Raw genomic sequence first — 24116 nt, forward strand, 5'->3', positions numbered from 1 at the left:
TATCACCTACCGTTTGCGCTGGTAAAACCGGCGACGCCGTCACTAGGCAAGGGCCAGATGAGCCGCTACCCCCGCCGCCTCAGCCTCGAGAATCAGCCATGATCACGAATGGCGGCTGCCATACTAGGTGGTTCCGTGCATCACTGAGCATCGTCCGCGCCCGGCCCAGTAACTCGCTGGCCTGGCCCATCGCTGTCGCGCCAAAAGCCGAGTAGTCACCGATGTACGGCACGAAATTTGTGCTGAGCCGGTGAAGCGCAGCCGTGGTCGCCTCCACCGCGATCACAGCTTCCCGCGGTGTGTATTCCCCACTGGATTCCACCGCCTGTACGGCGCGCTGTGCCGCATCGGCAAGTCCAGCCAACGTGGTGGAAGCCATCGGTGAGTCTGCGACGTCGGGCGTGGGTGGCCTGGTGATTGACGCCTGCCCGGCCAGCTCGTCGGCGGGCTGCGACGGTAGCGGGTTCGACAAGTCCATATTTGCTCCATCTACGTACGGCGACGGCGCGATCGGTATGCACCGCCGGCACCGGTTTGTCGGCGCTCCACCATGAACCGCCGGACCGTCGTATAGGTCAAGTGGAAGCGCGCGACACCGGAAATCCGGTTGGCTCATCGCCCCGCCATTCGCGGCCACCCCTCGCCCACCGCCAGCGGCCGAACGACACCCGGCTACGAGCACTGCGATGGCCAACGCCCTTATCCGTGATTGCCCGGCAAACCGCACAAGCGCCCGGCGAACCACAACCGCCCTGCAACGCTTGGAAAGGTACTGACGTCATGACCCTCCACCCGTCCGCTCACACAGCCCTACGGCACACCGGTGACGGACCTGCCGGCCAGCCCTGGACGGCCGAACAGATCCGTGCCCTCGGCCCGGTCACCGACATCCCCACCGCGGCTCACATCTTCGGGCTGTCCCGAGCCACCGCCTACGACCTGGTCAAACGAAACAAGTTCCCCATCCCCGTACTGCGCTTCGGAGGCCGTTACCGCATCCCGGTCGCAGCCATTCTGCAAGCACTCCACCTGCCTGCCGACCCGGAAACCCCGGACGGGGCACGGGCCGGCACGGACTTGACCACCACGGGGAAGGCACGCGTCGATCAACCGCACCAAATCCACAGCCCGTACCCACCCGGCCAGCCTTGAGGAGTCACCGATCATGGCGGAAGGATCCGTTTTCAAACGCTGTACCTGCCGCGACACCAGCGGTAAGCGCCTCGCCAACCGATGCCCTCAACTGCGCCGCGCCAGCGGATCCTGGAGCCCGACCCACGGCTGGTGGGCCTATCAGCTCGAGCTGCCCCCACGCGCCGACGGGGCCCGCCGCCAGCTACGCCGCGGCGGCTTCGTCCGCCGTGAGGACGCCGCCGGCGAGCGGGACAAAGCCATAGCCCTGCTCAACCTCGCCGGCGACGACACCAGCCTTGCCGTCGAAATCGCCGACCTGTTGCAGCAGGTCAAGTACGGTCGACCGCTGCCCGAGCGCGACACCATCGCTAAACGTGTCCGGGCCGGGGTACCCGCCACCTCCGACATGACCCTCGGTGACTACCTCACCCAATGGCTGCTCTCCCGCCGGGCCATCGAACCGGGCACCATCCGCTGCTACGGATCCCATATCCGCGTCCACCTGATCCCGCACCTCGGCGACATCAAACTCAGCCGGCTGCGGGTCGAGCACATCGCCCCGATGTTCACCGCGATCGCCGACCGCAACACCGGAGTCGAAGTGGCCCGGCAAAGCCCAGACCCTGCCGTCCAGGCCTCTGTCAAAGCCGCCCGCACCACCAGCCCGGCCACCATGCAACGCATCCGAGCGACGCTGCGCAAAGCCCTCAACGATGCGATCCGCACCAGCAACAACCGGCTGATCGACTTCAACCCCGCCGCCCACGTCGAACTACCCTCAGCACCGCGGCCCAAAGCCCGCGTCTGGACCGACAAGGCCGTCCAACGCTGGCGGGACACCGGTGAACAGCCCAGCCCCGTCATGGTGTGGACACCCCCACAGGCTGGGGCGTTCCTCGACTACGCCGAAGCCCACGACATCGTCCTCTACCCATTGTTCGTCGGGATTCTGCACCGCGGTATGCGCCGCGGAGAAGCCCTCGGCCTGCGCGACTCAACCGTCGACCTCGACACCGCCGTGGCCACCGTCGACCTACAACGCACCACCGACGGATACAAACCAGTCGACAAGAAAGTCAAGTCCGAAGCCGGTAACCGCACCTTCGCCCTCGACAGCTTCACCGTCACCGCCTGGCGGTCCTACCTCGCCCGCCGGGCCAGCTGGCAACTGGTCAGCGGCCCCCAGTGGCCGAACCACGGATTCTTCTTCGTCCGCCCCGACGGCCAGAAATGGCATCCCGACGCCGTCACCAAACGCTTCGACAAACTCGTCCGCGACTCCCACCTACCTCCGATCCGGCTGCACGACTTACGGCACTGCGCCGCGACGTTCCTTAAAGCCGCCGGCGCCGATCTCAAAGACGTCCAAGCCCTGCTCGGGCATTCCACCATCACGGTCACCGGGGACATCTACACCTCGGTCATCGCCGAACTAGAAGTCGAGCGCGACAAGGCAGAGGCGGCGGCCGCCCTGGTCCCCCGCCGTCAGCTGCCCGCCGCCTGAGCCGAAGGTGAACATCGGTGGCCACCAGTCAAGGCGTAGGCGCAGGACAGTTCACCGGCGGCGCTGGCTACGGCTGCTGAAACTCGCCCTGAGATAGAAAAGGACCACCAAGCACGGAAGGACGAAGAGGAAGCCGGCGAAGGGCTCCGGCGCCGCCGAGCCAGCCGCGGTCCAGCACCTTCGGCCGCGAGTAGCTGGTGGGTTCCGTGAGCCCGGGAAATCTTTCCCATCTGGAAGGTGTCGCCCGGGCAGAAACGATCTCTGTCGATCGCTACCGTGCTCGGCATGGTGAGCAAGCGCAGGTCCAAAGTCCGACGCGGCATCCCTCAGGGACGTGAGGCGACGGCGGCGAAGTACCAAGACGCTGTCGGCGAGCTTCAGCGGACTGCGTATTGGAACCTGCGCTCGACGATTGCAAGCGTCTGTGTCCTCCTCGGCATCTTCGCTGTACTGCTCATCGTCTGGGGCCAAGCCGGCGGGGATCGGCTCGAACCGACGCTCGCGTGTGCAGTCGGAGGTGTCTGCGGTTCAGGCGTCTACTTCAGTCGGCCCTATCCGACCCTTATCCGTTGGCTGCTCTTGGCGGCTGTGACCTTGACCGTTCTAGGGCTCGTCGGCCTGGCGATCGCTGTAGGAGCTGACTCGTGACCGTCCTGTTCGTCGAAGCGCCGGCAATCACCGTTTCGGGCAGGGCGGCGGATAGGAGCGTCACATGCCGCTGGCAACTGCCTGCCCGAATCTCCGCAAAAAGACGTACTACGCAGCGTTGCGGCGAGTATCCAGGCCAGCGTTGTCCATGCGAGCGGACCCAAGACGGTTAATGCCACGTAGCTGAAAGGTAGGCATTCGCGTGTGCCTTTGTCACGCCTCATTGTTAAATGTACGAGGCGGGGCGGACAGCTGTGCCCGCTGGTCGGCGTTGTGGAAGTAGTGGTGGAGGGCTTGGAAGGCGGGCAAGGTGTTGGCGCCGAGCCGATAGGAGCGGATCACCATGATGGGCAGGTACCGGCCCTCGTAGGTACCGAAGCGCCCGGATCGTCGTGTGCCTTCCGACGGGTACGCCTTGACGGCGATCACTGGGTGGGCCTCTTGATCGGCCACCACTTCGGTGACGGCCCACCACGGGACGAAGTGTTCGAAAGTCAGGGAGCGGTGATAGACCCCGGTCGGCGTGAGGACGACACGGCCCGGCGCCAGGCGGACGACGAGGATGAGGAGCCAGAGCAGCCACCCTGCACTGGCTGCAGCGATGGCAGCGACGACCCAGCCGGCCGTCTCCGCTGCGAGGAGCCCCAGCGCGGTCACACCGAGGGAGGCGAGCGTGACCAGGGCGAGAGTGGTGATCAACCAGTAATACGGCGCGCGGGCGTAGGTGTAGGTCAAGCCGATCTCGCCGTCGTCGGTGGTGCCGGTCGTGGCGCGTCCCTCGCCCTGAGGCAGGCGGAGTTGTCCGGCAGCGAGTCCGGCGAGGTGGCCGAATCCGAGCCCGCCGAAGAGGAGCAGGACGGCGGCACCGATCTGGTCGGTATAGACGGCCCAGGCCGAGCCGGCGAACATGCCGAGGGCGAACAGGCCGAGGTAGCCGACCGCGAACACGAGGCGGGCGGACCGCTTCGGGCGTGGCCATCCTTCGGGTGCCGGGGCGTGAATCGGGTTGGGCTGCATACGTCCGTCCGTGAAAAGAGCCGTCAGAAGATGGAGTTCCAAACCTTCTTGGCGCTGTCGCCGACAGCCTCACCGGCGTCGCCGACGGCATTGCCGACTTCTGCGACGCCGTCCTCGATCGCCTTCTTTGCGCCGTCCGGGAGTTGGTCGTAGCCCCAGTCGAGGGCGCCGCTGGCGACGAGGCCAGCTGCGGTGCCGACCAGGGCGCCGCCCACGATCCCGATGGGTCCGCCGGCTGCGCCGATCGCCATGCCGGCCACGATGGACGCGCCCATGCCGCCCGCCCCGCTGATGATGGCCTTGCCGGGCGGTTTCCCGTTGTGAATGTCGTAGCCAATGCCGGCCACAGTCAGGCCGGCGCCGATGACGGGGAGTTTGCTACCTACTCGGCGGGTCAGTGACGACGTTCGGCGGGCGACATCGTCGGCGTCCTGGAACCGCTTGTAACCGGCCTCGATGAGCTCTTTGGACGCCTTGGTCCCGCCGGGAGTCTTGAGGTAATGCTGCTCGAGTCGCTTGACGTCGTCCATCAGCCCAGCGTGGTGCTTCTTGAGGACGCTGGTGTGCGCGCCGAGCGCGGCGCCGGCCGTCCCGTTAACGAAGTCGCCGAACAGCAGGACCGGCTTGCTCTTGACGTCGTCGACCATGTTCTTAGCGATGGCCTGAGCAGCGGCCTTGATGCCGTTGGACCGGTCGGCTTCCTGTTTGGCCAGCAGGTAGGCGTTGGCCTTGGCTTGGTGGTCGTTCAGCGCGGCGACCGAGTCGTTGTGCGCGGTCACCATCTGCGGTGTCGGCACACCGTCGGTGGGCAGTGTGACGACGGCGGGTGCCGGGCCTGGATCGAGGATGGTGGTGCCGGCCAGTTGCAGGCCACCTTCCCGGGCGATGGCGCGGGCGCGTTCCATGCCGGCCTGCGCAGTCGTCAGATCGTCGGCGTAGCGGTGCAGGCCCTGCGCCGCCGTCTCGACGTCGGCGCGCAGCTTGTCGCTCTTGCGCCCGGCGGTGTCCATCCGGTCGGCGAAGCCGGGCCCGGCGTCACCTTGCCATCCGCTGCCGGCGTCATCGCGGGCCGCGAACATGTCCGTGACCGACCGGTCGAGCCGAGCGGCAAGCTGAACCTTGAGCCAGTCGGCGCTGGCGCGGATGCTGCCCGGATCCCCGTCGAGGCGCGTCTCGATCATTAAAACAGTCCCTGTAGATCGGCGGCTGCGGCGGCGTCCTGCTTGGCGTACCCGTCGCGGGACTGCTCCACCCGCGCTGCGGCCTCCTTTAGCCCGAGCACCACCGTGCTCGCGCCGTCGGTCAGATGCGCCACGACGTCGGCCAGCACCGCTGTGAAGTCACCCGCGTCCGGCGCCCCCGGCGCACCGTTCCCGGCCACGTCGAGGTCGTCACCGGCAGCCTCGAGCCGCGTGGCGAGTGCGGCCAGAACGTCGAGGTTGACGTCGGTACCGTCAGCCATCAGGCCGCCGCTCCGGTGTACCGGTACTCGTCAGGAATGTCCAGGTCCATCAATACCAGCTCGAATCCGGTGGCGAGCCGGAGTTCCTCAAGACTGGTGGAGGCGACCAACGTCCACGGCTGCGCCGGCCCGCAGCAGCCCACCAAACGGTCGAGAGCCGAATACACCAGCAGCGCCATCCGTCCGTCTCGGGTGCGCCGCAGGTCCACCACCAGCTCGCTGTCCGCGTCGCGAATCGGAGCGCAAGGCACATAAACGACGGGTGGAAACGCAACCGGCCGGAAACCCTCGGCATCTCCGTCAACCTGTGTCGCCTCGCCGTACCCCGCTGCCATAGACGGCAGTCTACGACAGCCATCACAGCGAGTGGCCTCACGATCAACTCGATGCCACGGCGCAAGAAGCGCCCGACACAGTTGAACAAGAAAAGTGCTCAATCAGCCGTTCAGCCGGCAGGAGCTGGCATCCTCCGGCGGCCTGCCTGGATAGCAGCCGGTGGTTGCTCGTGGTTGCTCGTGGTTGCTCCATCAACACAGATGGCGCGAACATCCACCGTTACGTACGGCTATTTATCCAGGTCAGGAGGTGGGCCGCCGGGGACTCGAACCCCGAACCTATGGATTAAAAGTCCACAGCTCTGCCATTGAGCTAGCGGCCCGCGATCATAGAGTACCTGCGGTGGCCGGCGTTGATGTACAGGTATACGGTCCTGAGGCGTTATTGCAGCTCAGAGGCTTGGCGCGCTGGTGTGGGTGCCGGGTTCGGTATCGCTACGCGGCGTCGAGGGCGAGGTTGCGGCGGGCGATGGTGATGCCACAGGCGAGGAGAAGGAAGGCGGCGACCGCGGTGAGTCTGAGCCACGGGGTGTCGTGGATGCGGCGGTCGAGAGCGGTGGAGACGCTGATGCCGAGGCTGAGCCCAGTGACCAAGCACAGGAACGCGGTGATGGCCCGTTCGGCGGTGTATTCGTTCCAGAACCCCGATCGCGCCGATGGTTGCACCGCCGGAGGTGAGTCCTGTCAGTGCGGTCAGTGGGGCGGCCAAGCGGAGGCCTTGGGATGCTTTCGCTGAGGGCCTCAGATGCCGTTGTGCCGGATGCTTCGGCTGCGGGTTGTTAGCTGGCGCCTTGGTCCGGATGTCGTGTGCTGCACCTCGTCGTGGCTGTGACTGCTGCCCGCGAAGGGCGGGCGCTGGGCCAGGGAGGTCTTCGCGGGGCGCAGGGTTGCTCCGTGCTCATCCCGGGTGGGGCCGGTCGAGCAGGTCCGCTAGGGGCAGTATCGCGGCCACATGCGCGGGAAGTTGTTCGGTTCGAGGCGGCCAGGGTGATGGCAGAGCAGTTCGCTTCCTTGCAGGGTGTCGGGGTACTCGCCGAAGTGCAGAGGCAAGTACGACTGATCTTGCAGAGCTGATGGGCTTGGAGACCGCAAGTTGACCCTGGTCTGAAATCGGCGTCATCGGCGTCTGGAGATACTGTGTGGCGTGGGCGATGCGACGCTGAAGAGCTGGGAGTTGAAGCAAGGCGACCGGCTGATTGGGACCCTGGTCTTCGAGAGTCAGGACATGTTCTGGTCTGACTGCAGGTTCCTGCCGGGGTCGGGATGGGCAGACATGAAGCCGCTGTTTGAGCGATCACGGGCTGCCTGGCTGAGCGGTGATACCGATGCTGCGATCGCAGCCGATGAAGCAGTCCATGCTGCGGGGCTAGCTCTTGAGCCGGCCGACGGGAGTGCCGCGATCACGGAGTTTCTTCTGCGGATTGACGGCGATGAGGCACGATTTCGCTGGTGAGCACGTTCGGTGCTGGCGGTGGATTGCTGGGTGAAAGCGGGTCTTGCAGGCGGAGACGACTCAGGGCGAGCATGTCGACGAGCCAGCGGGTGCCGCCGGTGATGTGGCGGGCGAGTAGAAGGTCGTCGACTTTCTCGCGAGTCGCCGCGCTGGTGCGGGAGAAGAACTTCTCGCAGATTCGAGCAGCAGCGGTAACAGGTCATTGGGTTTGGTCTCGCCGGTGTTGACGATGCCCGATGCGCAGGGTAAGTAGCCGCGAATCATCGCTGACCTACGCCGAATCCCTGCCGGCCTGGCCAGCTCCTGATCGTCAGACTGTGTCCTGGCGACGGCCGGCCGTAGGGGGTTCAGCACGGCAGGTCGACGACCGGAGAGTGGCACGTCCAAAGCGCTGTTGACGCGACGGAATCTGGTTGGCTGGTCATCGTCTTGGTGGCGTGGGCATCAGCGCCCAGTCATCTTCCCGTCCGGCGCGGACTCGCGCATCCGCCCGAGCATGGTGCGGGCATCGGCCTCGGTGCCGAAGTCATGGGTGATGTGAGTGCCGTCAGCGCCGCCGATCCGGCCGACGACTTGCCAGCCGGTACGGGTGCGGTGCAGGTAGATGTCGCGGCGGCCGTCATGGTATTTACGGTTGAACCGGTGCTCGACGCGTTCCACCATCAACCGAATTTAGTACGTATGTTCGATTCAAGCAAGTCGGGTGAACAGGCTGGACCAGGCAAGAGCCGGGCGTACCTCCGTGAACTACAGGCTGGTTCTTCGGATGATCGCCTTGCCGCTGAGCTGCTGGTTGCCAGCGTGGAGGTAGGGGGACGGGTTCCCGGCCAATGGTAGCAATGCGTCACTGAAGGTCATGCGCACCCACCGGCCGGGACCTGGCCAGCCCGCCAGGAGAAGGCCGTGTGACGGTCCTCGTTCGACCCGTGCCGAATCGCTTCTACGAAACGCGTGTGTGCCACCTCGCCCGGGCAGAGTCCGTTGACTTGCTCGAACGCAGCGATTTGACGGTTGGCCGACGCCGACAATCCTCGGATCGCTGGCGGTCGACCGTATCGGCGTCGCCGAGGCAGCAAAGACCCGATCTCTCATGGAGACCGGCGCGGCATGACTACCTCCAGTGTTCTTGACCAGATGGTCCTACGACGATCACTGGCATGGCATCACATGGCTGTCCGTTGCTGCCGCCTGTGCTTAACGCTGCGCGACGCGGACGCGCTGGGCTCGGACCCGGTTGGCGCGTTCACCCGCTCGACAACCACGTGCGCAGCGGTGTTGGCCGAGGCCGGTGCTCTCGGGCGGCCGGTCGACGACTCGCTGGGCCCGGTCGACGGCGCGCAACTGCTGGCAGTGCGCACCGCCGAGACGGTGATCCACACATGGGACCTGGGTGCGCGATCGGCGCCGACGAAACCCTCGACGCCGGCCTGGTCGACTGGATCATCGGCGACCTGGTCGAAAGCTATGCCGGCCTCTCCGAGGCGCCCGCCGACCCGGCCACGACCACCGGTTCTTCGCCGAGCCGGGTGGTCTCCAAGCGAGGACGCCTTGACCCAGGACCAGTTTCGGCATCGGCTGGGCCGGACGCCGGACGGTCGTTAAGGTCGTTTTGTGGCATTGATGAGGGAACTGTACGAGGACGAGTACAGCCCCGAGTTCAGCAGCATCCTCATTCGGGACGCCGTGACTGACGGGCCCGAGCATTTGATCCGGGCGCCGTTGCTGGGTGAGGACGCCGGCCCGATGTGGGGCACGGTTGGCCGGGCCGGCGATGGGTGGCTCCAGCTCAACGCTCTCAGCGGGTTCCACCGGGTCCGGCTCGAGGCCCACGACGCCGCCCCGCCGCCGGAGCCTGAACCGTGGCGGGACGTGTTCGAGATGCCGTATCACTGCGGGTCGGGCAGGGTCGGCCTGACCACGACTACCAACGGCAGCCCGTACAGCGGGCTGGAGCTCGGCCCGCCGGGCTTCTACCGGGTGCGGGTGTGCCGGCGCCCGGCCGACGACGAGGGCGATATCTGGGTGGCGCGGTTCTGGCCCGAGGCCGTACGGCTGCCGCGATGGCTGATCCGCGGTCCGCTCGAGTGGGGTGGGGAGGTCGCCGAGGACGTGTACGCGGTGGTGAGCTGGACGCCGGACGGCCGCCTGGAGACGACCGTGGACGAGCTGGCCGAGGCGTTGCAGCTGAGCGCCTCAGCGATCGTGACTGCTCTGCCCGGTGAGCACCTGCTGGTGGAGCACACGAACGAGATGGTGATCCTGACTGGTGTCTCCGACGAGCTTCCGGAGCCGGACGCGCCGGTGGAGGCGGAGCCGAGGGAGCCCTCGGCGGAGGATCTCGAGTTCCACGCAGTGATCGAGAGGCACCAGGAGGAACGAAGGCTGGCGGGAATACGCCGTCGTCCCCCGGCAGGCGCGCCGCCCCGGCCAGGTTACGTCAACACCGACATCGTGGTGTGGCGCGACGACCGGTACGTCACCGTAAGCCCCTGCCCGATAAACGACCCGTTCACCGCCTGCGAAGTAGCTGGCGGCGTGGTGGTGGCGGGTGACCACATCGTCGAGCTCACGCGGCACGAACGGGCCGCGTACGTGAAATGGGACGGCAGCGTCGTCGAGTTAGGCCCGCTCCGGGCCGACTTCAAGGTCAGCCCGGACGGTACGGTGCTCGCTGCGCACGAGCTCGGTCGCGGGCGGCGCGGCGTGAACCGCCTGCACCTGATCGACCTCCCTACCGGAACCCGGCACGCCCTCCCGATCGACTCGAATGTGGATCTGCGGATCAGTGGGGTAAGCACGGACACCGTCTGGTTCCGTCCAAACGTCGCCTACCCGGACGAGATGTGCTGGACGGCCGGGGATGCGGCGCCCCGGCCGGCTCGGGAGCGGGCGCCGGTCAGTGGCTGGGAGGGTCCGCTGGCGCCACCGCACTGGCACTATGCCGCCTATGACTGCGGGCGCTCGTTCTCTGCCCAGGAGCGCATCACTGTCCAGGACAGCGGCGAGTCCCGCACCTACCGGACGCCCGAGCCCAGCGTGGTCGATCACCGGGTCCGTCCGGTCTGGGAAGACCCGGATCACCTGTTGCTGACGACCGGCCTGACCATCAACGGCGGGGGCGAGTTTCTGACGTGCGTCTTTCGCCTCGACGTGGGCACCGGCGCCTTCGAGACCGCCGCCACTGACACCCACGTCAAGACGTTCATCTGGCCCTGGCCCCAAGTCGGCCACGCCTGATCAGGGAAGTGGCCGTACGGGAAGAGGAGCCCGACGATTTGACGCGCCGGCTGACCACGCGCGGCGATCGACAGGGATCTCAGCCCGACGACGAGCCTTCACTCGGGAGTTCGCCAAATGCCTGCTGATGTCGAAGTTTGACCTGTTCGCAGCGATTCGGCGGGACTTTCACGCGGGCATGTCGGTGCGGCGATGGCCGGCAAATAACCAGGTGAGCCGGCGCACGGTCCGGGCCGCTTTGCAGTCGGCGTGGCCGCAGCCGCGCAAGGCGATGCCGCCGAGGGCGTCGACGCTGAGGATGACGGCCCACCGAGCGTCATCGGGCCTAGCGACGGGGCCGAGGCGAGGCTCGGCTTAGTTTGCTTATTGCGCCGACTCGGTCGCCTAAGCTGACGCACTCTGTCGGTATGAAGCAGTTGGCGCAGATGGCGGGTGACCGGTCGACCGATGTTGCAGGGAAGACACCCGGCATCGGCAGGGCGAGAATGAGCTCTTCTGTTGCGCACGCCGGACTGGTAGCTGTGGTCGTACTCAGCCTCATGGTGCTGTGGGCACCAGCTGCCACAGCAGCCACCCCTGCCGCTTCCAACGGCCGGGCATGCACCGTCATCGGCACAAAAGGCAACGACCGGCTCCGCGCCACCCACGCCCAAGAAGTCGTCTGCGGTCTCGGCGGCAACGACATCCTCATCAGCTCGCCGGGCAATGTCGTCCTCGACGGCGGATCCGGTGCCGACAAGCTCATCGGAGCCGGAGGGGCGGACACGCTGATCGGTGGCACCGGCAACGACACCCTGACCGGCGGTGCCGGCAACGACATCATGGTCGGCGGCCGCGGCGCGGATCTCATGAGCGGCGGATCCGGCACCGACACCGTCTCCTACGCCGACCACGCTCTCGCGGTGAAGGTGAGCCTGTCCGGGCAGACGCCCGCCGGCAGCGCTGGCGAGAACGACCGGATCGGTGTCGGCGTCGAGAACCTCGCCGGCGGAGCTGGCCACGACATCCTGCTGGGCTCCGTCTCTGTCAACGTCATCCTTGGCGGAGCAGGTAACGACGTGGTCAACGGCGGGTCCGGCGACGACCGGGTGAGCGGCGGCGCCGGCAGTGACGCTGTCGACGGGGGAGCCGGCAACGACAGACTGGCCGGTGGGCCAGGTAACGACAAGCTCGCCGGTGGACTGGGTAACGACTCTCTTGACGGCGGAGGCGGCGGAGACCTGCTCAGCGGCGGTCCCGGCAACGACACGCTGAACGGCGGGGCCGGAAACGACCAACTTCTTCCCGGTGGAGGTAGTGACCGCATGGTCGGTGGAGGGGGGTCCGACAGTTGCAGTGGGACCTGCGCCGGCTGGCCAGCGCCGGTCGCCACCACGCCGGCGCCGGTCGCCACCACGCCGGCGCCGGTCGCCACCACGCCGGCGCCGGTCGCCACGACGCCCACGCCGGTCGCCACCACGCCCACGCCGGTCGCCACGACGCCGGTCGACACCCCGACAGGGCCGCCGATTGAGCCCCTTCCCATTGCCTCGCCGCTTCCGCTGCCTTCGAACGTGGCGCCGACCTTCACGTCTGAACCTGTACCTGCCTCTTCGCCGATACCGTCCGTAGCTCCGGTCTCGGAGCCGCCCACTCCCACTCCGGCAGAGCTGCCGTCTAGCCCGGCTGTAGAGCCGACCGTGGTTCCGGCGCCGACGCAACCCCCGACAGTGCCCACCCCAGTCTTGGATACCTGCGTCCCCAGCCCCGATGTCGACCTCTGCACCGACAACGAAGCGCCGGCCATCGACTTCTCGACGCTGCAATGGATCACCGAGCCGGCCGTGAACAACGCCGCTGACATCATGATTCGGGCTCGCGCCCACGTCACTGACGATCGCAGCGGACTCATGTACGTGACCATGAAGCTACGCAGCCCTGATCCCCAGGCCCCCGCTCTGTCCGTCGGCTGGAGCAGCGCCCGGCTGCCCCCCGGCCAGCTGACCGCGCCGCTGGTTACCGGCCGCATCAACGACGGCATATTCGAGATGCGGGCGACCGTCCCCGCCCACACGGCCGTCGGATTCTGGACATTGCAGGAGATCTATCTGCAGGACTGGGCCAGCCACTACACCAGGTATACCGTGGCGGCCAATGGCACCTACACCACGATGAACACCGTCCAAGGCAGCACCACCGAAACGGGCACTGTCCTGCTACCACCGCTGCTGGTCAGCGGTGTCTCCGACGTCGAGGCCCCGGTGGTGGACGTCGCGGCCGGCGTCTGGATGACCGAGACCACGCTGAACAACAGCACTGATCGACCCCTGGCTCTGCGGCTGCCTGTCACCGACGACCTCAGCGGTGCCACCCAGCTCAGCGCCATCCTCCGCGGCGAGGGACTCGACGCGCCCACGATCACGCTGAGCTCACGGACGCCGATTTCCGGCACCTCGACCGATGGTTTGTGGCAGCTAACCGGTGTGCTGCCGGCATACCTACCGGCCGGGACCTGGACCGTCAGCCGCATCGACGCCACAGACCGGGTCGGCCACACACGTACCGTCCAACCCGACGGCGGGACCTGGCTGCCGCCGTTGACCGTCACCGGGCAGTCGGACCAACAGCTGCCGACGGTAGACACGACATACGGCGAATACGTGGACTACGTTCCGGTGGACAACAGCGCCGACCGCACCATCCGGCTGCGGGTGCGCGCGGCCGATGACCTCAGTGGCGTGGCCAACGTCTGGGCCGGTATCCGCACCGGCGGAACCGTCGGTGGTGGCACTATCGGCGCGCAAAGCCGACTTGACCCCGTCGCCCCGCCAACAGCGGATGGCCTTTGGGAACTCGTAGGCACGGTGCGTCAAGGCATGACACCCGGTGTCTGGCGAGTGAACAGCCTGTATGTCACCGACAAGATCGGCCGCCAGCGCATCTACTACATAGCGCCAGACGGCTCCTACAGAACCGCCGACCGAGGCCTATCCGGCATCGCAACACTGCCCACGTTCACCGTGCTGAGCGCGAGCGGCCAAAATTGAACGAACTACCACAACACGTCAGGGCGATAGATCCGGCCGCCGCGAGAGGCGCTTGCCGAGCGCGGCGGATTCAAGATCTGCCCGGTGTGCTCTTGGGAGGATGATGGCCGGGATGACTCGGATGCGGACGAGGTGATGGACGGCCCAGGCCCGGACTGACCCAGCCGCGGCACGTACTAACGGTGGTTGGGCTGATTGGCTCGATGGGCCACGATGCCAGCGTGGACTTTCATCGACGACGACCGCGGTGGCGGCAGATGCGCCGTCTGAAGCAGTCTCGGCTGCGCCCGGAGCAGGTGCCGCAGGCGGAGGTGAGTTTGGACCCGGCCTGCGTCGAACTGTTCGGTCGTTTCAACGCCATGCGGCGGAGGTTGGCTCCGGATAGGCAGCTTCCGATTGAGTCCGAGGTCATGTTCGTGCTTGGCGGATCGGGCGTGGTGTCGGTATGGACACCGCCGACGGAGCGATTCCGGGCGACGCTGGTGGGCCGGTTGACGGGTGCGGCTGTCACCGTTTACGAAGAGATCTTGACCGGACTCGACCGCGACTCCTACCTGATGGGATGGCTGACCGCGAACGAGGTAGCACCGGGCGTCTACCACGCGTTTGCGGGCGGTCATCCGCTCTGAGCCGGGGGCTTCGCCACCTGCGCTGACGTGCGATTGAAGTCGACGCTGGTCGCAGTCCTGCCGCCGGGGGGATACTGCCCGACGCCGTCGGAGTACGAGTTCAACGCCATCGTCTGTAAGCCGGTGACGGTCGGCGACCTCGTCAAGTGACTGACCGGTTGACGGCACCCCCCCCGGGAGCCAAACAACCCGCAGAACGCCCTCGGGTTCATGGACTACCTCAACCCACGTCGTGGGAGATGAACGGCTTCGACATCGTCCTGGGTTCGATCCTCGGCAGCAGACCTCGAAAACCGGTCCTTTGGGGTGTGAGCAGAACAGTGCGATGTTTCCGCCAATACCTTTCGCCATGAATGAGATGCGGCGGCTATGTTTGACCGTGGCGACGCATCAACCGCCTGGTAATCCCACCATTTCAGAGAGTAGGAAGCATGGCTAAGCAAACCATCACAGTGCTGACCGACGACCTCGATGGAGGCGACGCTGACCACACGATCGAGTTCGGACTCGACGGCGTCAATTACACCATCGACCTCTCGGAAAAGAACGCCGGCAAGCTCCGCAAGGCGCTCGACCCCTACCTGACGGTCGCGTCCAAAATCTCCCGCACCGCCGGGAACGGCCGCGCAGCCACGCGCCCAGCGGCGGCACCGGCCCGGGCGAACCGGGACCAAAATCAGGCCATCCGGGCATGGGCCAGCAAGAACGGGTACGAGGTCTCGGAACGAGGACGAATCCCGTCCTCCATCGTCGAGGCCTTCCACGCCAAGCGTTGACCACGAACGTTTCGCCAAGGGCCGCTGCGAATACCGCAACCGGCCCGCACCGCCCCGACCAAACCGTTTGACGAGACCGCGCTCTCTGTCAAGCCAGCACCAACAGCGGCCCCGGACAGCGGCCAAATGAGTGAGCATCCCATCGGCGTCCCGGCCGGATTGCTCGCTATCGGTACCCAACCATGACGGTGCTCCGCGGTATGGAAAATACCGCGTGACGTGACCATCGCGGCCAGAGCGGAAGCGGCGAGCAGCACTCGCCTGCGGAGTAGGCCGAAGCTCTCTCAGCCAACATCAGGTTGCCGAGCTACTCCGCTCGGCTAACTCCCGATGCGGCCGTCGAGTAGGTCCGCCAACGACAGGATCACCGCCGCGTGACCGGGCACGTAGTGCGGCTGTAGGTGCCCCGGGCGGTGGCACAGCAGTTCGTTTCCCCGCACAGACCACGATGCGGGCACCCGCCCGGCCAGGTGCGCGGCGACGAGTTCAGGGGAGACCCACGCGGCCGGTGTGCCGGCGGCTGCGCGGATGCGGAAGGCCCGATCGAAGTCGGTGTGGCCGGTGGCGGTCTCGCCGGCGCCGAACAGGGCGCGGGTCAGCCGCGACACCGGTCCTCGCGGCTCGACGGCGGCCGGGGGAAGTGCCCGCCGCAGCGCCGCCACGGTGACCACGTGTTGATGCGTGTTGTTGGTGGTGGTGCCGTCGCTGGCGTCGGTGACCGAGTACGCGGCCACGGTGACCGGCCGGCCGGACAGGACCGCGGAGAAGCAGTGGCTGACGCCGTGGTTGTTGCCGCCGGGCAGCTGCCGTCCCCAGTCGACGTCGGGCTGCCGGGTCAGCGTCCAACCGTGCTGGTCGGCCCACTGCTGCAACGCCTGGTGCTCGCGGCGGTTGCGGCGGGCGGTGTGGACGGCGCTGAGGGCGATGATCGCCGCGAACACGACGCAGACGGCGCCGGCCATGACGGCGACCAGTTCACTCACAGCGGGTGCGGCGTGCCGCAACGCCGGTGACCCACAGCGCGACGGCGGCGTCGACGACCGCGACGATGGCTCCGGTGGTCTCGAGCAGCCCGGCCAGCGCGGTCGCACCGAGCTGGATGGCGACGACGACCAGTGCCACGGCGACCGCACCGGCGCGCAGGCGGGCCAGCACGCCCGCCCACCGGGCCGCGCTGTGCTCGCCGCGGGCGAAACCGAGCGCGGCGGTGAGCAGCACCAGCACGCCGACCGCAGCGGACGCGCCCAGCAGCACGAAGGTGGCCGCTTCGGAGCCGGTGAGGTCGTCGCGCCGGTAGGCGTTCCAGACCAGCAGCCCGACCACGACGAGCCCGGCGTCGGCAAGGACCAGTAGCGCGGTCAGCGCCGCCAGCACCGGATTTGGCCGGGCCCGGGGGCTGTCAGACACCGGTCGCTGCCGGTGGCCAGTGCCCCTGATGGAAGCCGGAGTTGTCAGCGATTTTCTGCCGCAGCGTCGAGTTGGCAGCCGCGCAGACAGACTTGAGCGTCTCGCCCCCGGCGATCATGGCCGCCGACGCGGTCAGCGCCGCCCCGGCGGCGATGAACGGCCCAGCCGGCAGACCGACGACGGTTGCGGAGGCCAGCGCACCGATGATGCCGCCGACCAGCGCGACCAAGGCGATGATCAGGCCGGTCCAGAAGACGATGATGCCTTCGGCGACGTCGCTGAGCGCAGACGAGACGCCGTCAGTGAGGGTGGCTTTGACGTTGTCCAGGGCCATGATCCACTCGGCGGGCACCTCGTACTGCGGATCGTCGACCTGATAAACGGGAAGGTGAAACTGAGGGTGCATCCGGAAATGGGCGACGCTCACGGGGCCTCCAAGGTGCCTGACGGAGTTGCCTGCCGGTCGTAGACGTTGCCGCGGCTGCAGGTCACAGCGCAGCGAAGAACTGGGCGGTGGCCAGCTGTGGGGAACAGATGCGCCAGGCGCCGGTCCGCCGGTTGATGTAGAGGTGGGAGGGCTCGAATCGTCGATGGCATTGCCACAGGCGGCCCTTCTCGATGGCCTGCACGGTGAGCCAGCCGGGCTCGTCGCGTTCCCGGGCGGTCGGGGTGGCCAACAGTTCAGTGGCCATAGTGGTGGCCGTCGACCGGTTCACCGGCCCAACCGATTGCTGATAGCTGAGCAGTCGCTGCGCGTAGGTGGCCCAGCGTAGGACGAGCGGGTGTTGCTGCCGCGCTGCCCGGATGGCCGCCGCGCGCAGGGCGCCGATTTCCTCGGGACTGCGCCGCCAAGCGATCAGCCGGGTGAAGTCTTCCAGGGCGACCCGGCACACGTCTCTTTTCGGGCAATCGGACCAGCCGACAGCCGCGATGAGCAGATTGAAGCCGGCAATGTCGTACAGGAGCAGGTCTTCGTCTTGGTCCATCAGTTCGGCGTAGGGGTCCATCGCCCACTGCCAGAACGCCCGTTCGTCGGGGAAGGGCCACCACGGCATGGCGTCGATGATGCCCGATATGTAGGTACGCAGCCGCGAACCATCGTGAGCTAAGCCGGATTCCTGCCGGCCGGGTCACCTCTTGGCCGCCGGACTGTGATCTAGCGACAATCGGCCGCAGGGGTTCAGTCCGGTAGGCCGAGACCGGCGGACGGCGCGCCGACAGACGACCGCTGCCGGTGCGGGCGGGATCCGGCCGGGTGGTTATCGTTTCGGTGGCTTCGGCATCAGCGCCCAGCCGTTCTCCCCGTCTGGCGCGGACTCGCGCATCCGCTCGAGCATGGTGCGGGCATCGGACTCGGTGCCGAAGTCGTGGATGATGTGGGTGCCGTCGGCGCCGCCGATACGGCCGACGACCTGCCAGCCGGTACGGGTGCGGTCGAGATAGATGTCGCGGCGGCCGTCACGGTATTTGCGGTTGAACCAGTGCTCGACGCGATCCACCATCAACCAAAATTAGTACGCATGTTCGAGCCCAGCAAGTCGGGTGAAGGGGCCAGCCCTGGCAGGAACCGGGCGTATGACCGTGAACTACAGGCTCTTTTCAGCGGGGCGCGGCGCCGCGTAGCAGCCGGGTGTGGCGGACCGGTGGCGAGATGAGGGATCAGAAATCAGGACGGGCTCGCCGGGCGGGATTCGCCGGCGGGCCGCCGCTGTGGTGCGGGGCGCTACCTGGCGGTGGAAATCTTCATGGCGGCGGCTTTGGCGGCGTCGCGGGCGGCGGGCATCTTCGCCCAGTTCGCGGCAACCGTGTCGATCTCGGCCCGGTTGGCCGCAGCCCATACGGTCAGCGGCTCACCGCTGGTCGCGACCACCCGCTTCGCGTCGGCGCTGCGGCACTTCCAGTCCGTAGCGGCGATCTTCTTCTCCGCTGCGGCTGCCTCGGCGAAGCCCGGGACAGCTGCCGGGTCCTTCACCCCGCCGGCCAGAGCCTGATACGGAAAGTTGCTGGCCGCGCTGTAGGCGTCCTCGAATTCCTGCACGCCCTTAAGTCCCGCCGCCTGCATGCATTTGGCCCAGTCGCCGGGCAGGGTCGGCGCGACCGTTTTCTGAATAGTGGAGAGCTGGTCGAGGAACTTCTGGCTGAGGGCGGGCATCCCCTCGGCCAGGTGCGAATCTTCGGTCTTGCTGGTGGCTGGATTGCACTGGGCCTGGATCTTGAGCCACTGGGCGCGGGCCTCGCCGGTGAGCTTGCGGGCTGCGCCGTTGTCCAGCTGGCCTTCCTTGGCGTACGCGACGATACGACCGGCGATGCCGAAGGTCTCACGTTCCGGCGAGAACGCCAGCAGTTCGCCCGGGGACGGCTTCAAGGGCGTCGCCGGCGTCCAGGCGGGGGTCTCGAACGTGGCGCCCTTGGCGGTCATACAGCCGCCCATCGCGGCCTGCCAGGCGTAGTGCTGCCGTTCGTTCGCTGCCATGCGCTGCCCGGTGGTGCCGTAGATCTGCTCGAGCAGGGAGTCGTACACCTGCTGGCCTTCGCCCGCGGATACGGCGGTCACGCGGGCGGCGGTTGCCGTGGCCGCGGGGGCGGCAGGTGGCGGGGTGGGGGGCTGGGCGCAGCCGGTCACCATGGCCGCGGCGAACACAGTCGTGGCAAGTGCCGGCACACGGGCTGATCTCATCGGTCGATCTCCTTTGACGCCGCGGCGAAGGGGGCAGCTGTCACAACAAATTCGTGATGCCCTCCAGATAAAGAGGCAAATGCCGATCGAGTTACTCACTGCCGGTGCGCGCACCCCTCGCCGGAACCGTTCGGACTTTCCCAGCCAGGCCGAGCCCCGCTGCGGAAAGGGCAGACGCGGCCGGTGCTGTCGTGTCCCGGATTGCAGCCGAAGCAAACGCCGAAACGCCACGGGGGCGAGGACGTCGAAGGGCTCGCCGCGCGGTCTGTCCTGGCAGCCGCAACAGGAGTCTGGCTGTTGTTTGGCTGGCTACGGGGCTGCCGGTGCTACTGGCTACGGGTTGCCGGCCAGGTGGGGGCGGGCTGTGGTGGGGATGTCGGCGCGGATCGCGTCGAGCAGGCCGGCGACGCGGGGGTCGTCGAGGGCGCCGGGGCGGTGCACGGCGTGGAAGGTGACCGCGGGCAGGTCGGTGATCGGGCGGGCGGTCAGGCCGGGCGCGGGTTGGACACAGCCGGCGACCACGGCCAGGCCCACGCCCAGGGCGGCGAAGTCGAGGGTCATCGGTAGCCCTTCGGCTTCCACCGCAATGGTCCATCCGACGTCGGCGTCGGTCAGGGCCCGCTCGAGGTTGATGCGGTGCGGCCTCGCCGGGGGCGGCACGATCAACTCGGCACCGGCCAGATCGACCAGCCGCAGAGTCTTCTTCCTGGCGAGGAGGTGGTGTTCGGGCATGAGCAGCACCTGCGGGTAGGTCGCGATCGCCGTGGTGATCAGGTCGGCTGGGAGCACGTGGAGGCTGAACACGCCGAGGTGTGCCCGGCCGGTCCGGACGGCGGTCTGCATCTGCTGCCGGTTGGTGTGCAGCGGCCGCAGACTCCCCGGCCGCTGCGCCAGTGTGCGGCGGATGGTGTTGCCGAGCAGGTACAGGTAGGCGGTGTGCCCGGACGCGATGACCAGCGGACTGGTGGCCGGGACCCCGCGCAACTCGGCGAGGAAACCCTCGAGGCGTTGCTGATGGTCGCGGGCGTACCGGGCGACGCGTTCCCCGTCCGGGGTCAACTCCAGCCGGTTACCGGCCCGCTGGTAAAGCGGGCAGCCGAGCTCACGGGCCAGGGTGCCCAGTTTCGAGTGCAGCGACGGCTGGCTGATGTGCAGCAACTGCGCGGCCCGGGTCAGGTTCAGCTGCTCAGCGAACACCACGAACGCCGCGAGTGCATCGGAAGACACTCGAACCTCGGTCATAGAACAACCCTATAGCCGCCCGGGGAGCCCATAGTTCCGGCGCAGCAATGAAACGGAGATCATCAATACATGGCAATCAACAGGAACCACGCGAATGTATCGGCGGCGCAGCTGCGGGTGATGCCGTTGCACGCCGTCACCGAGGTCTACGGCACGCGCGGGCTACGGTGCCGCCTCACCGTGGAAGCCGACCGGCTGCCCGACGACATCCGCCGGCCGGTGCTGGACGCGGCGCGGTGGGCTAATGCTCTGCACACTGGGCAGCGCCGTACCCGGGAGCCGTACGTCAACCACGTGTTGCGGGTGACGTTGCGGATGCTGTGCCACTACCGGGTCACCGACCCAGATGTGCTGGTCGCCGGGCTGCTGCACGACACGGTCGAGGACCAGCCGTGGAAGGTCTGCGGGATCCGCGAGCACGGGCCGCCCCCGCGCACCCAGGCCCTCGACGTGATCGCCGACCGGTACAACCTGCAGGTGGCCGGCCTGGTCGCCGCGGTGACCACCCCGGCTCGCCCCGACGGGGTGGATCGGATCGGGCACTACGTCACCCACCTCAAGGAGGCACTCGAGGACCGGCCGTGGGCGCGGGTGATCAAGCTGTCCGACTTCACCGACAACGGCGTCGGCCTCATCCATGCGGTCGGCCCCCTGGTCGCCCGGTCCGCGGCCAAGTACGACCCGGCCGTGCCCGTATTGCGGGACCTGCTCGACCGGACCGACACACCCTTGGAGGCCGACGTGAAAGACCACATCCGCCGCCAGCTCAACCTGGCCCAGCAGCGCTTCACCGCCATCCTCGCCGTTTGACACAGCGCAGGATGCGGTTCGTTGCAGCCGCCCGTTTGAGGCTCGAGCAGGGATGCCCGGCCCGGGCTCCGAGCATCCCTGCACCGGATCTGCCGGCTTGGCGGGGGTGATCTTCTGTTCCGGCATGGCGGCTCGTTTTGCAACCGTCAGAGGTAATGCTTGTGCCTGTGTACGCCGCTCCGGTGCCGCCCGCCTCGCGGCGGCGGCAAATCTTCGGCCTCGTGTTAACCATGCTTGTCTTGGCTGCCGCGGGCACACTTTGGTGGGTCTTCAGACCACCAAGGGAAAGCCCGGGCCGAGCAACCATCTGCCTCATCAACAAGGCGGCTGAGCAAGAGGAAGCTGAAGCTGAAGCTCTCTGCCGCCGGCGAGACAGCGACGAAGCCGCCCGCAGACCGCTGCCGCCGCGAACGATGATGGACCCCACCGCCTCAAGGGTCTGGCGTGCCGTTAACGACGCCGCATGCGCGCCGGACGTCTATTCCTGCCCGAGCCGCCGCCCGTCCACGGACCAGGACGTAGAACGGATACGCCGTGTATTGCGAGACGAGGGCTTCCCCGATGCAGTCGTGCGTCTGGCCCGCCCCGATGACCCAGCACCGGCGGGTGCAGTCATGTATGCGGTCACCCTTCCCGGTGACATCTGCATCGTCGCGGACGTTGAGCTCGGCAACGGCGCCCGACCGGCGGACATCACCGGGACGCTTCCGAGCGGCCGCTGCCTGGACACCTAGATTGCCCCTGACCGAGAGGGTCTCGTACCAATCTAGTCATTGGTCGTACGCCTGCGGATTCAGCCAGGTGACCCGATGGTCGCGACGACCCACCCGGCCTGGTGCAGCAATCCGAGCGCCCAGGCGCCGTTGATGGGCAGCGTGCAGAGTCACCGCGAGTCCTGGCTGTCGATCCTCGAACGCTGCGCCTCTACGGCGCACCCTGACACGGCGGCGCAGGCTTGCCGGCGTGAGGCGGACCGATGAGCCACCCGGGCGCCTAAGGCAACCGCGAACAGGTGGGCGGCTGCGGGCCTGTCAGCCCGATCCGAGCGGCTGCGGCAGACAATTCTGATAAGGCCTCGCACGGCGACGCGTTTTCTGGATGAGCGGCGTTTTCTGTATAAGGAACTGCGCTTTATGGATGAACATGCTGCTGTGGCGCACATGGTCCACGCCGACGGACTGGGGGTGCCAGGGGAAGAGGACGAAGTGTTCACTGCCGGGTTAGCCGCGGCGAACGGAACCGCTAGGACAGCGTGTGGCACTTCGCCGGAGGCCGGCGCGGTGCTGGCGCACTCGGACCACTGGTGGACACCGGTCTCCCGTGGCTATGTGTGCTCAGCCGAGATGCCTTGGTCGCGGTTGGTGCCGTGCTCGGTGCGGCATGGGGCAGGCGCTCACCCCCGTCGCTACCCTCTTCGGCAGCCCAGCGTCATAGGGCTGATCACCTTATGGCTACGGACAGCCCTGGGCCGCCAGGCAACAATTGCTGGCGGCCCAGGGCCTCGTAAGACACTGTTCAGTACAGGATTGGTGCGATAAAACGTCCTCTACAGTTATTACAGTGAGGCTGTATGCCGCTCGGCCAACGCTCGACTCGCCGGGCCGAACGGCTCAGGCGTGCCGTTGTATCAGTGCCGGTGACCGCGGTTGTGGTGGTCCCAGCCGCCGTGCCGGCGGTCCCGGTCACGGAGCCAGTCGTTGCGGTGCGTGCCCGGGCGGAAGTGCCGGAAGTGGCTGAAGTGACCCGGCCGGAACTGACCCGCCCACACCGGACGGAACTGAACCGGGAAGCCGCGGACCACCTGGAACGGACGGCCGAAACCGAACCGGCCCGAGTTGTCGTAGTCGGCAACCTGCAGCGCCCAAGCACCCCGACGTGGGCCGACGCGCACGATGGAGCAGTCGTGGTCGTCCCAGGCGCCGGCCCGCTCGCCGTACTGGCCGGCCATCTCGCAGGCACGCAGCGAACGGTAGAATCCGACAACCTGACTTTCGCCCCGCCAGACGTTCTGGCTGGCCGTGGTCTTGGTCTCCATGCTCGCGGGCGCAGCCGGAGCCGCCTGCGCCGGGCCCATACCGACCGTCAGGGCGGTGAGCACGCCGAACCCTCCCAGGGTGATGGCGCGGGTGAGCTTGTTCATCGCAATTCCTTTCGTATCGAAATACGTAGCACCTTGCGACATGTAAAACCCGGTTTGACCCACATTGGTAACCAAACTTGGGTCCACCGTCAGGTGCCGGACAGGCCTTCATCTGCTGGCCGTTCGGCGGACCCTTCAGGTCGGGCGAGGCGAAGCAGCGGTGGCACTCTCACGCGGTTCTTATGCGTGCGCAATGGGGTGAGCGAGAGATGAGCACACCCACCCGCAGCCTCGTTACGTGGGTGAACGGTATCGGCCCGTCGCGTCGCGGGTCATGGCTGAGCACGCTGGCGATGACGGTGTTTAGGACACTGACCCAGGTCGTTACCGCCCGATCGTCCTCGCCGACCTGAGCGTCAGCTCGGAACTCCTCCAACGGCTGCCGGCATGGAACGAGCAGTACCACGGACAGCCTTGACCGAGTTCGAGTTTCCCCAGCCCGGAGGAAGAGCGGCGCTGGAAGCAAGACGGGCTGCAGCTCGCTTACGAGCTGCCCACATCGAGATCAGCTACGCGCACGATGCAGACGACAGGCCGGTGCGGGAACTGCGGGTCCCATGACTCTGGCTACGCCTGCCTGACAGTTCCCAGGCAACGTTTCCCGCGCGCCTTGCGGCAA

Annotated in this window: 26 protein-coding genes and 1 tRNA gene; 11 read left to right on the plus strand and 16 right to left on the minus strand. The window is 67.2% G+C overall.

Features of this window, described 5'->3' with window-relative positions:
• Positions 1 to 79 precede the first annotated feature (79 nt).
• Entirely contained in the window at positions 80 to 478 is a 399-nt protein-coding gene (locus HJC40_RS17025) for a hypothetical protein (RefSeq protein ID WP_250002093.1), read from the minus strand.
• A gap of 302 nt (positions 479 to 780) precedes the next feature.
• On the opposite strand from HJC40_RS17025, the gene HJC40_RS17030 reads away from it, so the two are divergent.
• Together HJC40_RS17030 and HJC40_RS17035 are read left to right on the plus strand one after the other, a co-directional pair.
• A complete protein-coding gene (locus HJC40_RS17030; RefSeq protein WP_250002094.1) occupies positions 781 to 1152 on the plus strand; it encodes an AlpA family transcriptional regulator in 372 nt (123 codons plus the stop codon).
• A gap of 13 nt (positions 1153 to 1165) precedes the next feature.
• Positions 1166 to 2638: a site-specific integrase gene (locus tag HJC40_RS17035; protein WP_250002095.1), complete on the plus strand. Its 1473-nt coding sequence runs from the start codon at positions 1166 to 1168 to the stop codon at positions 2636 to 2638.
• An 861-nt stretch (positions 2639 to 3499) separates the two neighbouring features.
• Here HJC40_RS17035 and HJC40_RS17040 read toward each other — a convergent pair.
• The 6 genes from HJC40_RS17040 to HJC40_RS17065 form a co-directional block, all read right to left on the minus strand.
• Entirely contained in the window at positions 3500 to 4303 is an 804-nt protein-coding gene (locus HJC40_RS17040) for a hypothetical protein (RefSeq protein ID WP_250002096.1), read from the minus strand.
• A 23-nt stretch (positions 4304 to 4326) separates the two neighbouring features.
• The gene (locus HJC40_RS17045; protein WP_250002097.1) at positions 4327 to 5484 is read right to left on the minus strand and encodes a WXG100 family type VII secretion target; all 1158 of its coding nucleotides are present in this window, start codon (positions 5482 to 5484) and stop codon (positions 4327 to 4329) included.
• Entirely contained in the window at positions 5484 to 5765 is a 282-nt protein-coding gene (locus HJC40_RS17050) for a hypothetical protein (RefSeq protein WP_250002098.1), read from the minus strand. The genes HJC40_RS17045 and HJC40_RS17050 overlap by 1 nt, the downstream gene beginning before the upstream one ends.
• Entirely contained in the window at positions 5765 to 6100 is a 336-nt protein-coding gene (locus HJC40_RS17055; protein ID WP_250002099.1) for an SAV_915 family protein, read from the minus strand. The genes HJC40_RS17050 and HJC40_RS17055 overlap by 1 nt, the downstream gene beginning before the upstream one ends.
• A 251-nt stretch (positions 6101 to 6351) precedes the next feature.
• Positions 6352 to 6423 (minus strand) — tRNA-Lys (locus HJC40_RS17060).
• A 112-nt stretch (positions 6424 to 6535) separates the two neighbouring features.
• Complete coding sequence (locus HJC40_RS17065; RefSeq protein ID WP_250002100.1) at positions 6536 to 6766, minus strand: hypothetical protein; 231 nt, start codon at positions 6764 to 6766, stop codon at positions 6536 to 6538.
• Between the two features lie 478 nt (positions 6767 to 7244).
• Here HJC40_RS17065 and HJC40_RS17070 point away from each other — a divergent pair, with 478 nt between their 5' ends.
• Positions 7245 to 7553: a hypothetical protein gene (locus HJC40_RS17070; RefSeq protein WP_250002101.1), complete on the plus strand. Its 309-nt coding sequence runs from the start codon at positions 7245 to 7247 to the stop codon at positions 7551 to 7553.
• A gap of 444 nt (positions 7554 to 7997) precedes the next feature.
• Here HJC40_RS17070 and HJC40_RS17075 read toward each other — a convergent pair whose 3' ends face one another.
• Positions 7998 to 8216 (minus strand): hypothetical protein, encoded by a 219-nt coding sequence (locus tag HJC40_RS17075; protein WP_250002102.1) that lies wholly within the window; start codon positions 8214 to 8216, stop codon positions 7998 to 8000.
• A 957-nt stretch (positions 8217 to 9173) separates the two neighbouring features.
• Here HJC40_RS17075 and HJC40_RS17080 point away from each other — a divergent pair.
• The 6 genes from HJC40_RS17080 to HJC40_RS17095 all read left to right on the plus strand — a co-directional run bounded on the left by HJC40_RS17080 (position 9174) and on the right by HJC40_RS17095 (position 15221).
• Positions 9174 to 10790 carry a hypothetical protein gene (locus HJC40_RS17080; RefSeq protein ID WP_250002103.1) on the plus strand — a complete coding sequence of 539 codons (1617 nt, stop codon included), beginning with the start codon at positions 9174 to 9176 and terminating at the stop codon, positions 10788 to 10790.
• Positions 10791 to 11197: 407 nt separating this feature from the next.
• Positions 11198 to 13816, plus strand: a complete 2619-nt coding sequence (locus tag HJC40_RS17085) for a calcium-binding protein (RefSeq protein WP_250002104.1) — start codon at positions 11198 to 11200, stop codon at positions 13814 to 13816.
• A gap of 30 nt (positions 13817 to 13846) precedes the next feature.
• Positions 13847 to 13975 carry a CPCC family cysteine-rich protein gene (locus HJC40_RS46615; protein ID WP_374272169.1) on the plus strand — a complete coding sequence of 43 codons (129 nt, stop codon included), beginning with the start codon at positions 13847 to 13849 and terminating at the stop codon, positions 13973 to 13975.
• 98 nt (positions 13976 to 14073) lie between these two features.
• Positions 14074 to 14445, plus strand: coding sequence for a hypothetical protein (locus HJC40_RS17090; RefSeq protein WP_250002105.1), 372 nt, complete (start codon positions 14074 to 14076; stop codon positions 14443 to 14445).
• A 27-nt stretch (positions 14446 to 14472) separates the two neighbouring features.
• The gene (locus HJC40_RS45295; protein WP_284043321.1) at positions 14473 to 14595 is read left to right on the plus strand and encodes a hypothetical protein; all 123 of its coding nucleotides are present in this window, start codon (positions 14473 to 14475) and stop codon (positions 14593 to 14595) included.
• Positions 14596 to 14876: 281 nt separating this feature from the next.
• Positions 14877 to 15221, plus strand: a complete 345-nt coding sequence (locus HJC40_RS17095; RefSeq protein ID WP_250002106.1) for an Lsr2 family protein — start codon at positions 14877 to 14879, stop codon at positions 15219 to 15221.
• Between the two features lie 320 nt (positions 15222 to 15541).
• Here the strand turns inward: HJC40_RS17095 and HJC40_RS17100 are convergent, their stop codons facing one another.
• From HJC40_RS17100 to HJC40_RS17130, 7 genes are all read right to left on the minus strand, one after another.
• Positions 15542 to 16204, minus strand: a complete 663-nt coding sequence (locus tag HJC40_RS17100) for a hypothetical protein (RefSeq protein WP_250002107.1) — start codon at positions 16202 to 16204, stop codon at positions 15542 to 15544.
• Positions 16197 to 16628 (minus strand): hypothetical protein, encoded by a 432-nt coding sequence (locus HJC40_RS17105; protein ID WP_250002108.1) that lies wholly within the window; start codon positions 16626 to 16628, stop codon positions 16197 to 16199. Before HJC40_RS17105 ends, HJC40_RS17100 begins: the two co-directional genes overlap by 8 nt.
• A complete protein-coding gene (locus HJC40_RS17110) occupies positions 16621 to 17055 on the minus strand; it encodes a hypothetical protein (protein WP_250002109.1) in 435 nt (144 codons plus the stop codon). The genes HJC40_RS17105 and HJC40_RS17110 overlap by 8 nt, the downstream gene beginning before the upstream one ends.
• Before the next feature lie 61 nt (positions 17056 to 17116).
• A complete protein-coding gene (locus HJC40_RS17115) occupies positions 17117 to 17683 on the minus strand; it encodes a hypothetical protein (RefSeq protein ID WP_250002110.1) in 567 nt (188 codons plus the stop codon).
• A gap of 204 nt (positions 17684 to 17887) precedes the next feature.
• Positions 17888 to 18130 (minus strand): hypothetical protein, encoded by a 243-nt coding sequence (locus HJC40_RS17120; RefSeq protein ID WP_250002111.1) that lies wholly within the window; start codon positions 18128 to 18130, stop codon positions 17888 to 17890.
• Positions 18131 to 18351: 221 nt separating this feature from the next.
• Positions 18352 to 19305 (minus strand): hypothetical protein, encoded by a 954-nt coding sequence (locus tag HJC40_RS17125; protein WP_250002112.1) that lies wholly within the window; start codon positions 19303 to 19305, stop codon positions 18352 to 18354.
• A gap of 333 nt (positions 19306 to 19638) precedes the next feature.
• Positions 19639 to 20547 (minus strand): LysR family transcriptional regulator, encoded by a 909-nt coding sequence (locus HJC40_RS17130; RefSeq protein ID WP_250002113.1) that lies wholly within the window; start codon positions 20545 to 20547, stop codon positions 19639 to 19641.
• A gap of 69 nt (positions 20548 to 20616) precedes the next feature.
• Between HJC40_RS17130 and HJC40_RS17135 the strand changes: the two genes are divergently transcribed.
• Together HJC40_RS17135 and HJC40_RS17140 are read left to right on the plus strand one after the other, a co-directional pair.
• Positions 20617 to 21357 (plus strand): HD domain-containing protein, encoded by a 741-nt coding sequence (locus HJC40_RS17135; RefSeq protein ID WP_250002114.1) that lies wholly within the window; start codon positions 20617 to 20619, stop codon positions 21355 to 21357.
• Positions 21358 to 21518: 161 nt separating this feature from the next.
• On the plus strand, positions 21519 to 22091 hold the full coding sequence (locus HJC40_RS17140) for a hypothetical protein (RefSeq protein ID WP_250002115.1): 573 nt from the start codon (positions 21519 to 21521) through the stop codon (positions 22089 to 22091).
• A gap of 893 nt (positions 22092 to 22984) precedes the next feature.
• On the opposite strand, the gene HJC40_RS17145 is transcribed toward HJC40_RS17140, so the two are convergent.
• Positions 22985 to 23497: a hypothetical protein gene (locus HJC40_RS17145; protein WP_250002116.1), complete on the minus strand. Its 513-nt coding sequence runs from the start codon at positions 23495 to 23497 to the stop codon at positions 22985 to 22987.
• Between the last annotated feature and the right edge of the window lie 619 nt (positions 23498 to 24116).

Origin of the sequence: Actinoplanes sp. M2I2 (assembly GCF_023544445.1) — a bacterium.
GTDB lineage: Bacteria > Actinomycetota > Actinomycetes > Mycobacteriales > Micromonosporaceae > Actinoplanes.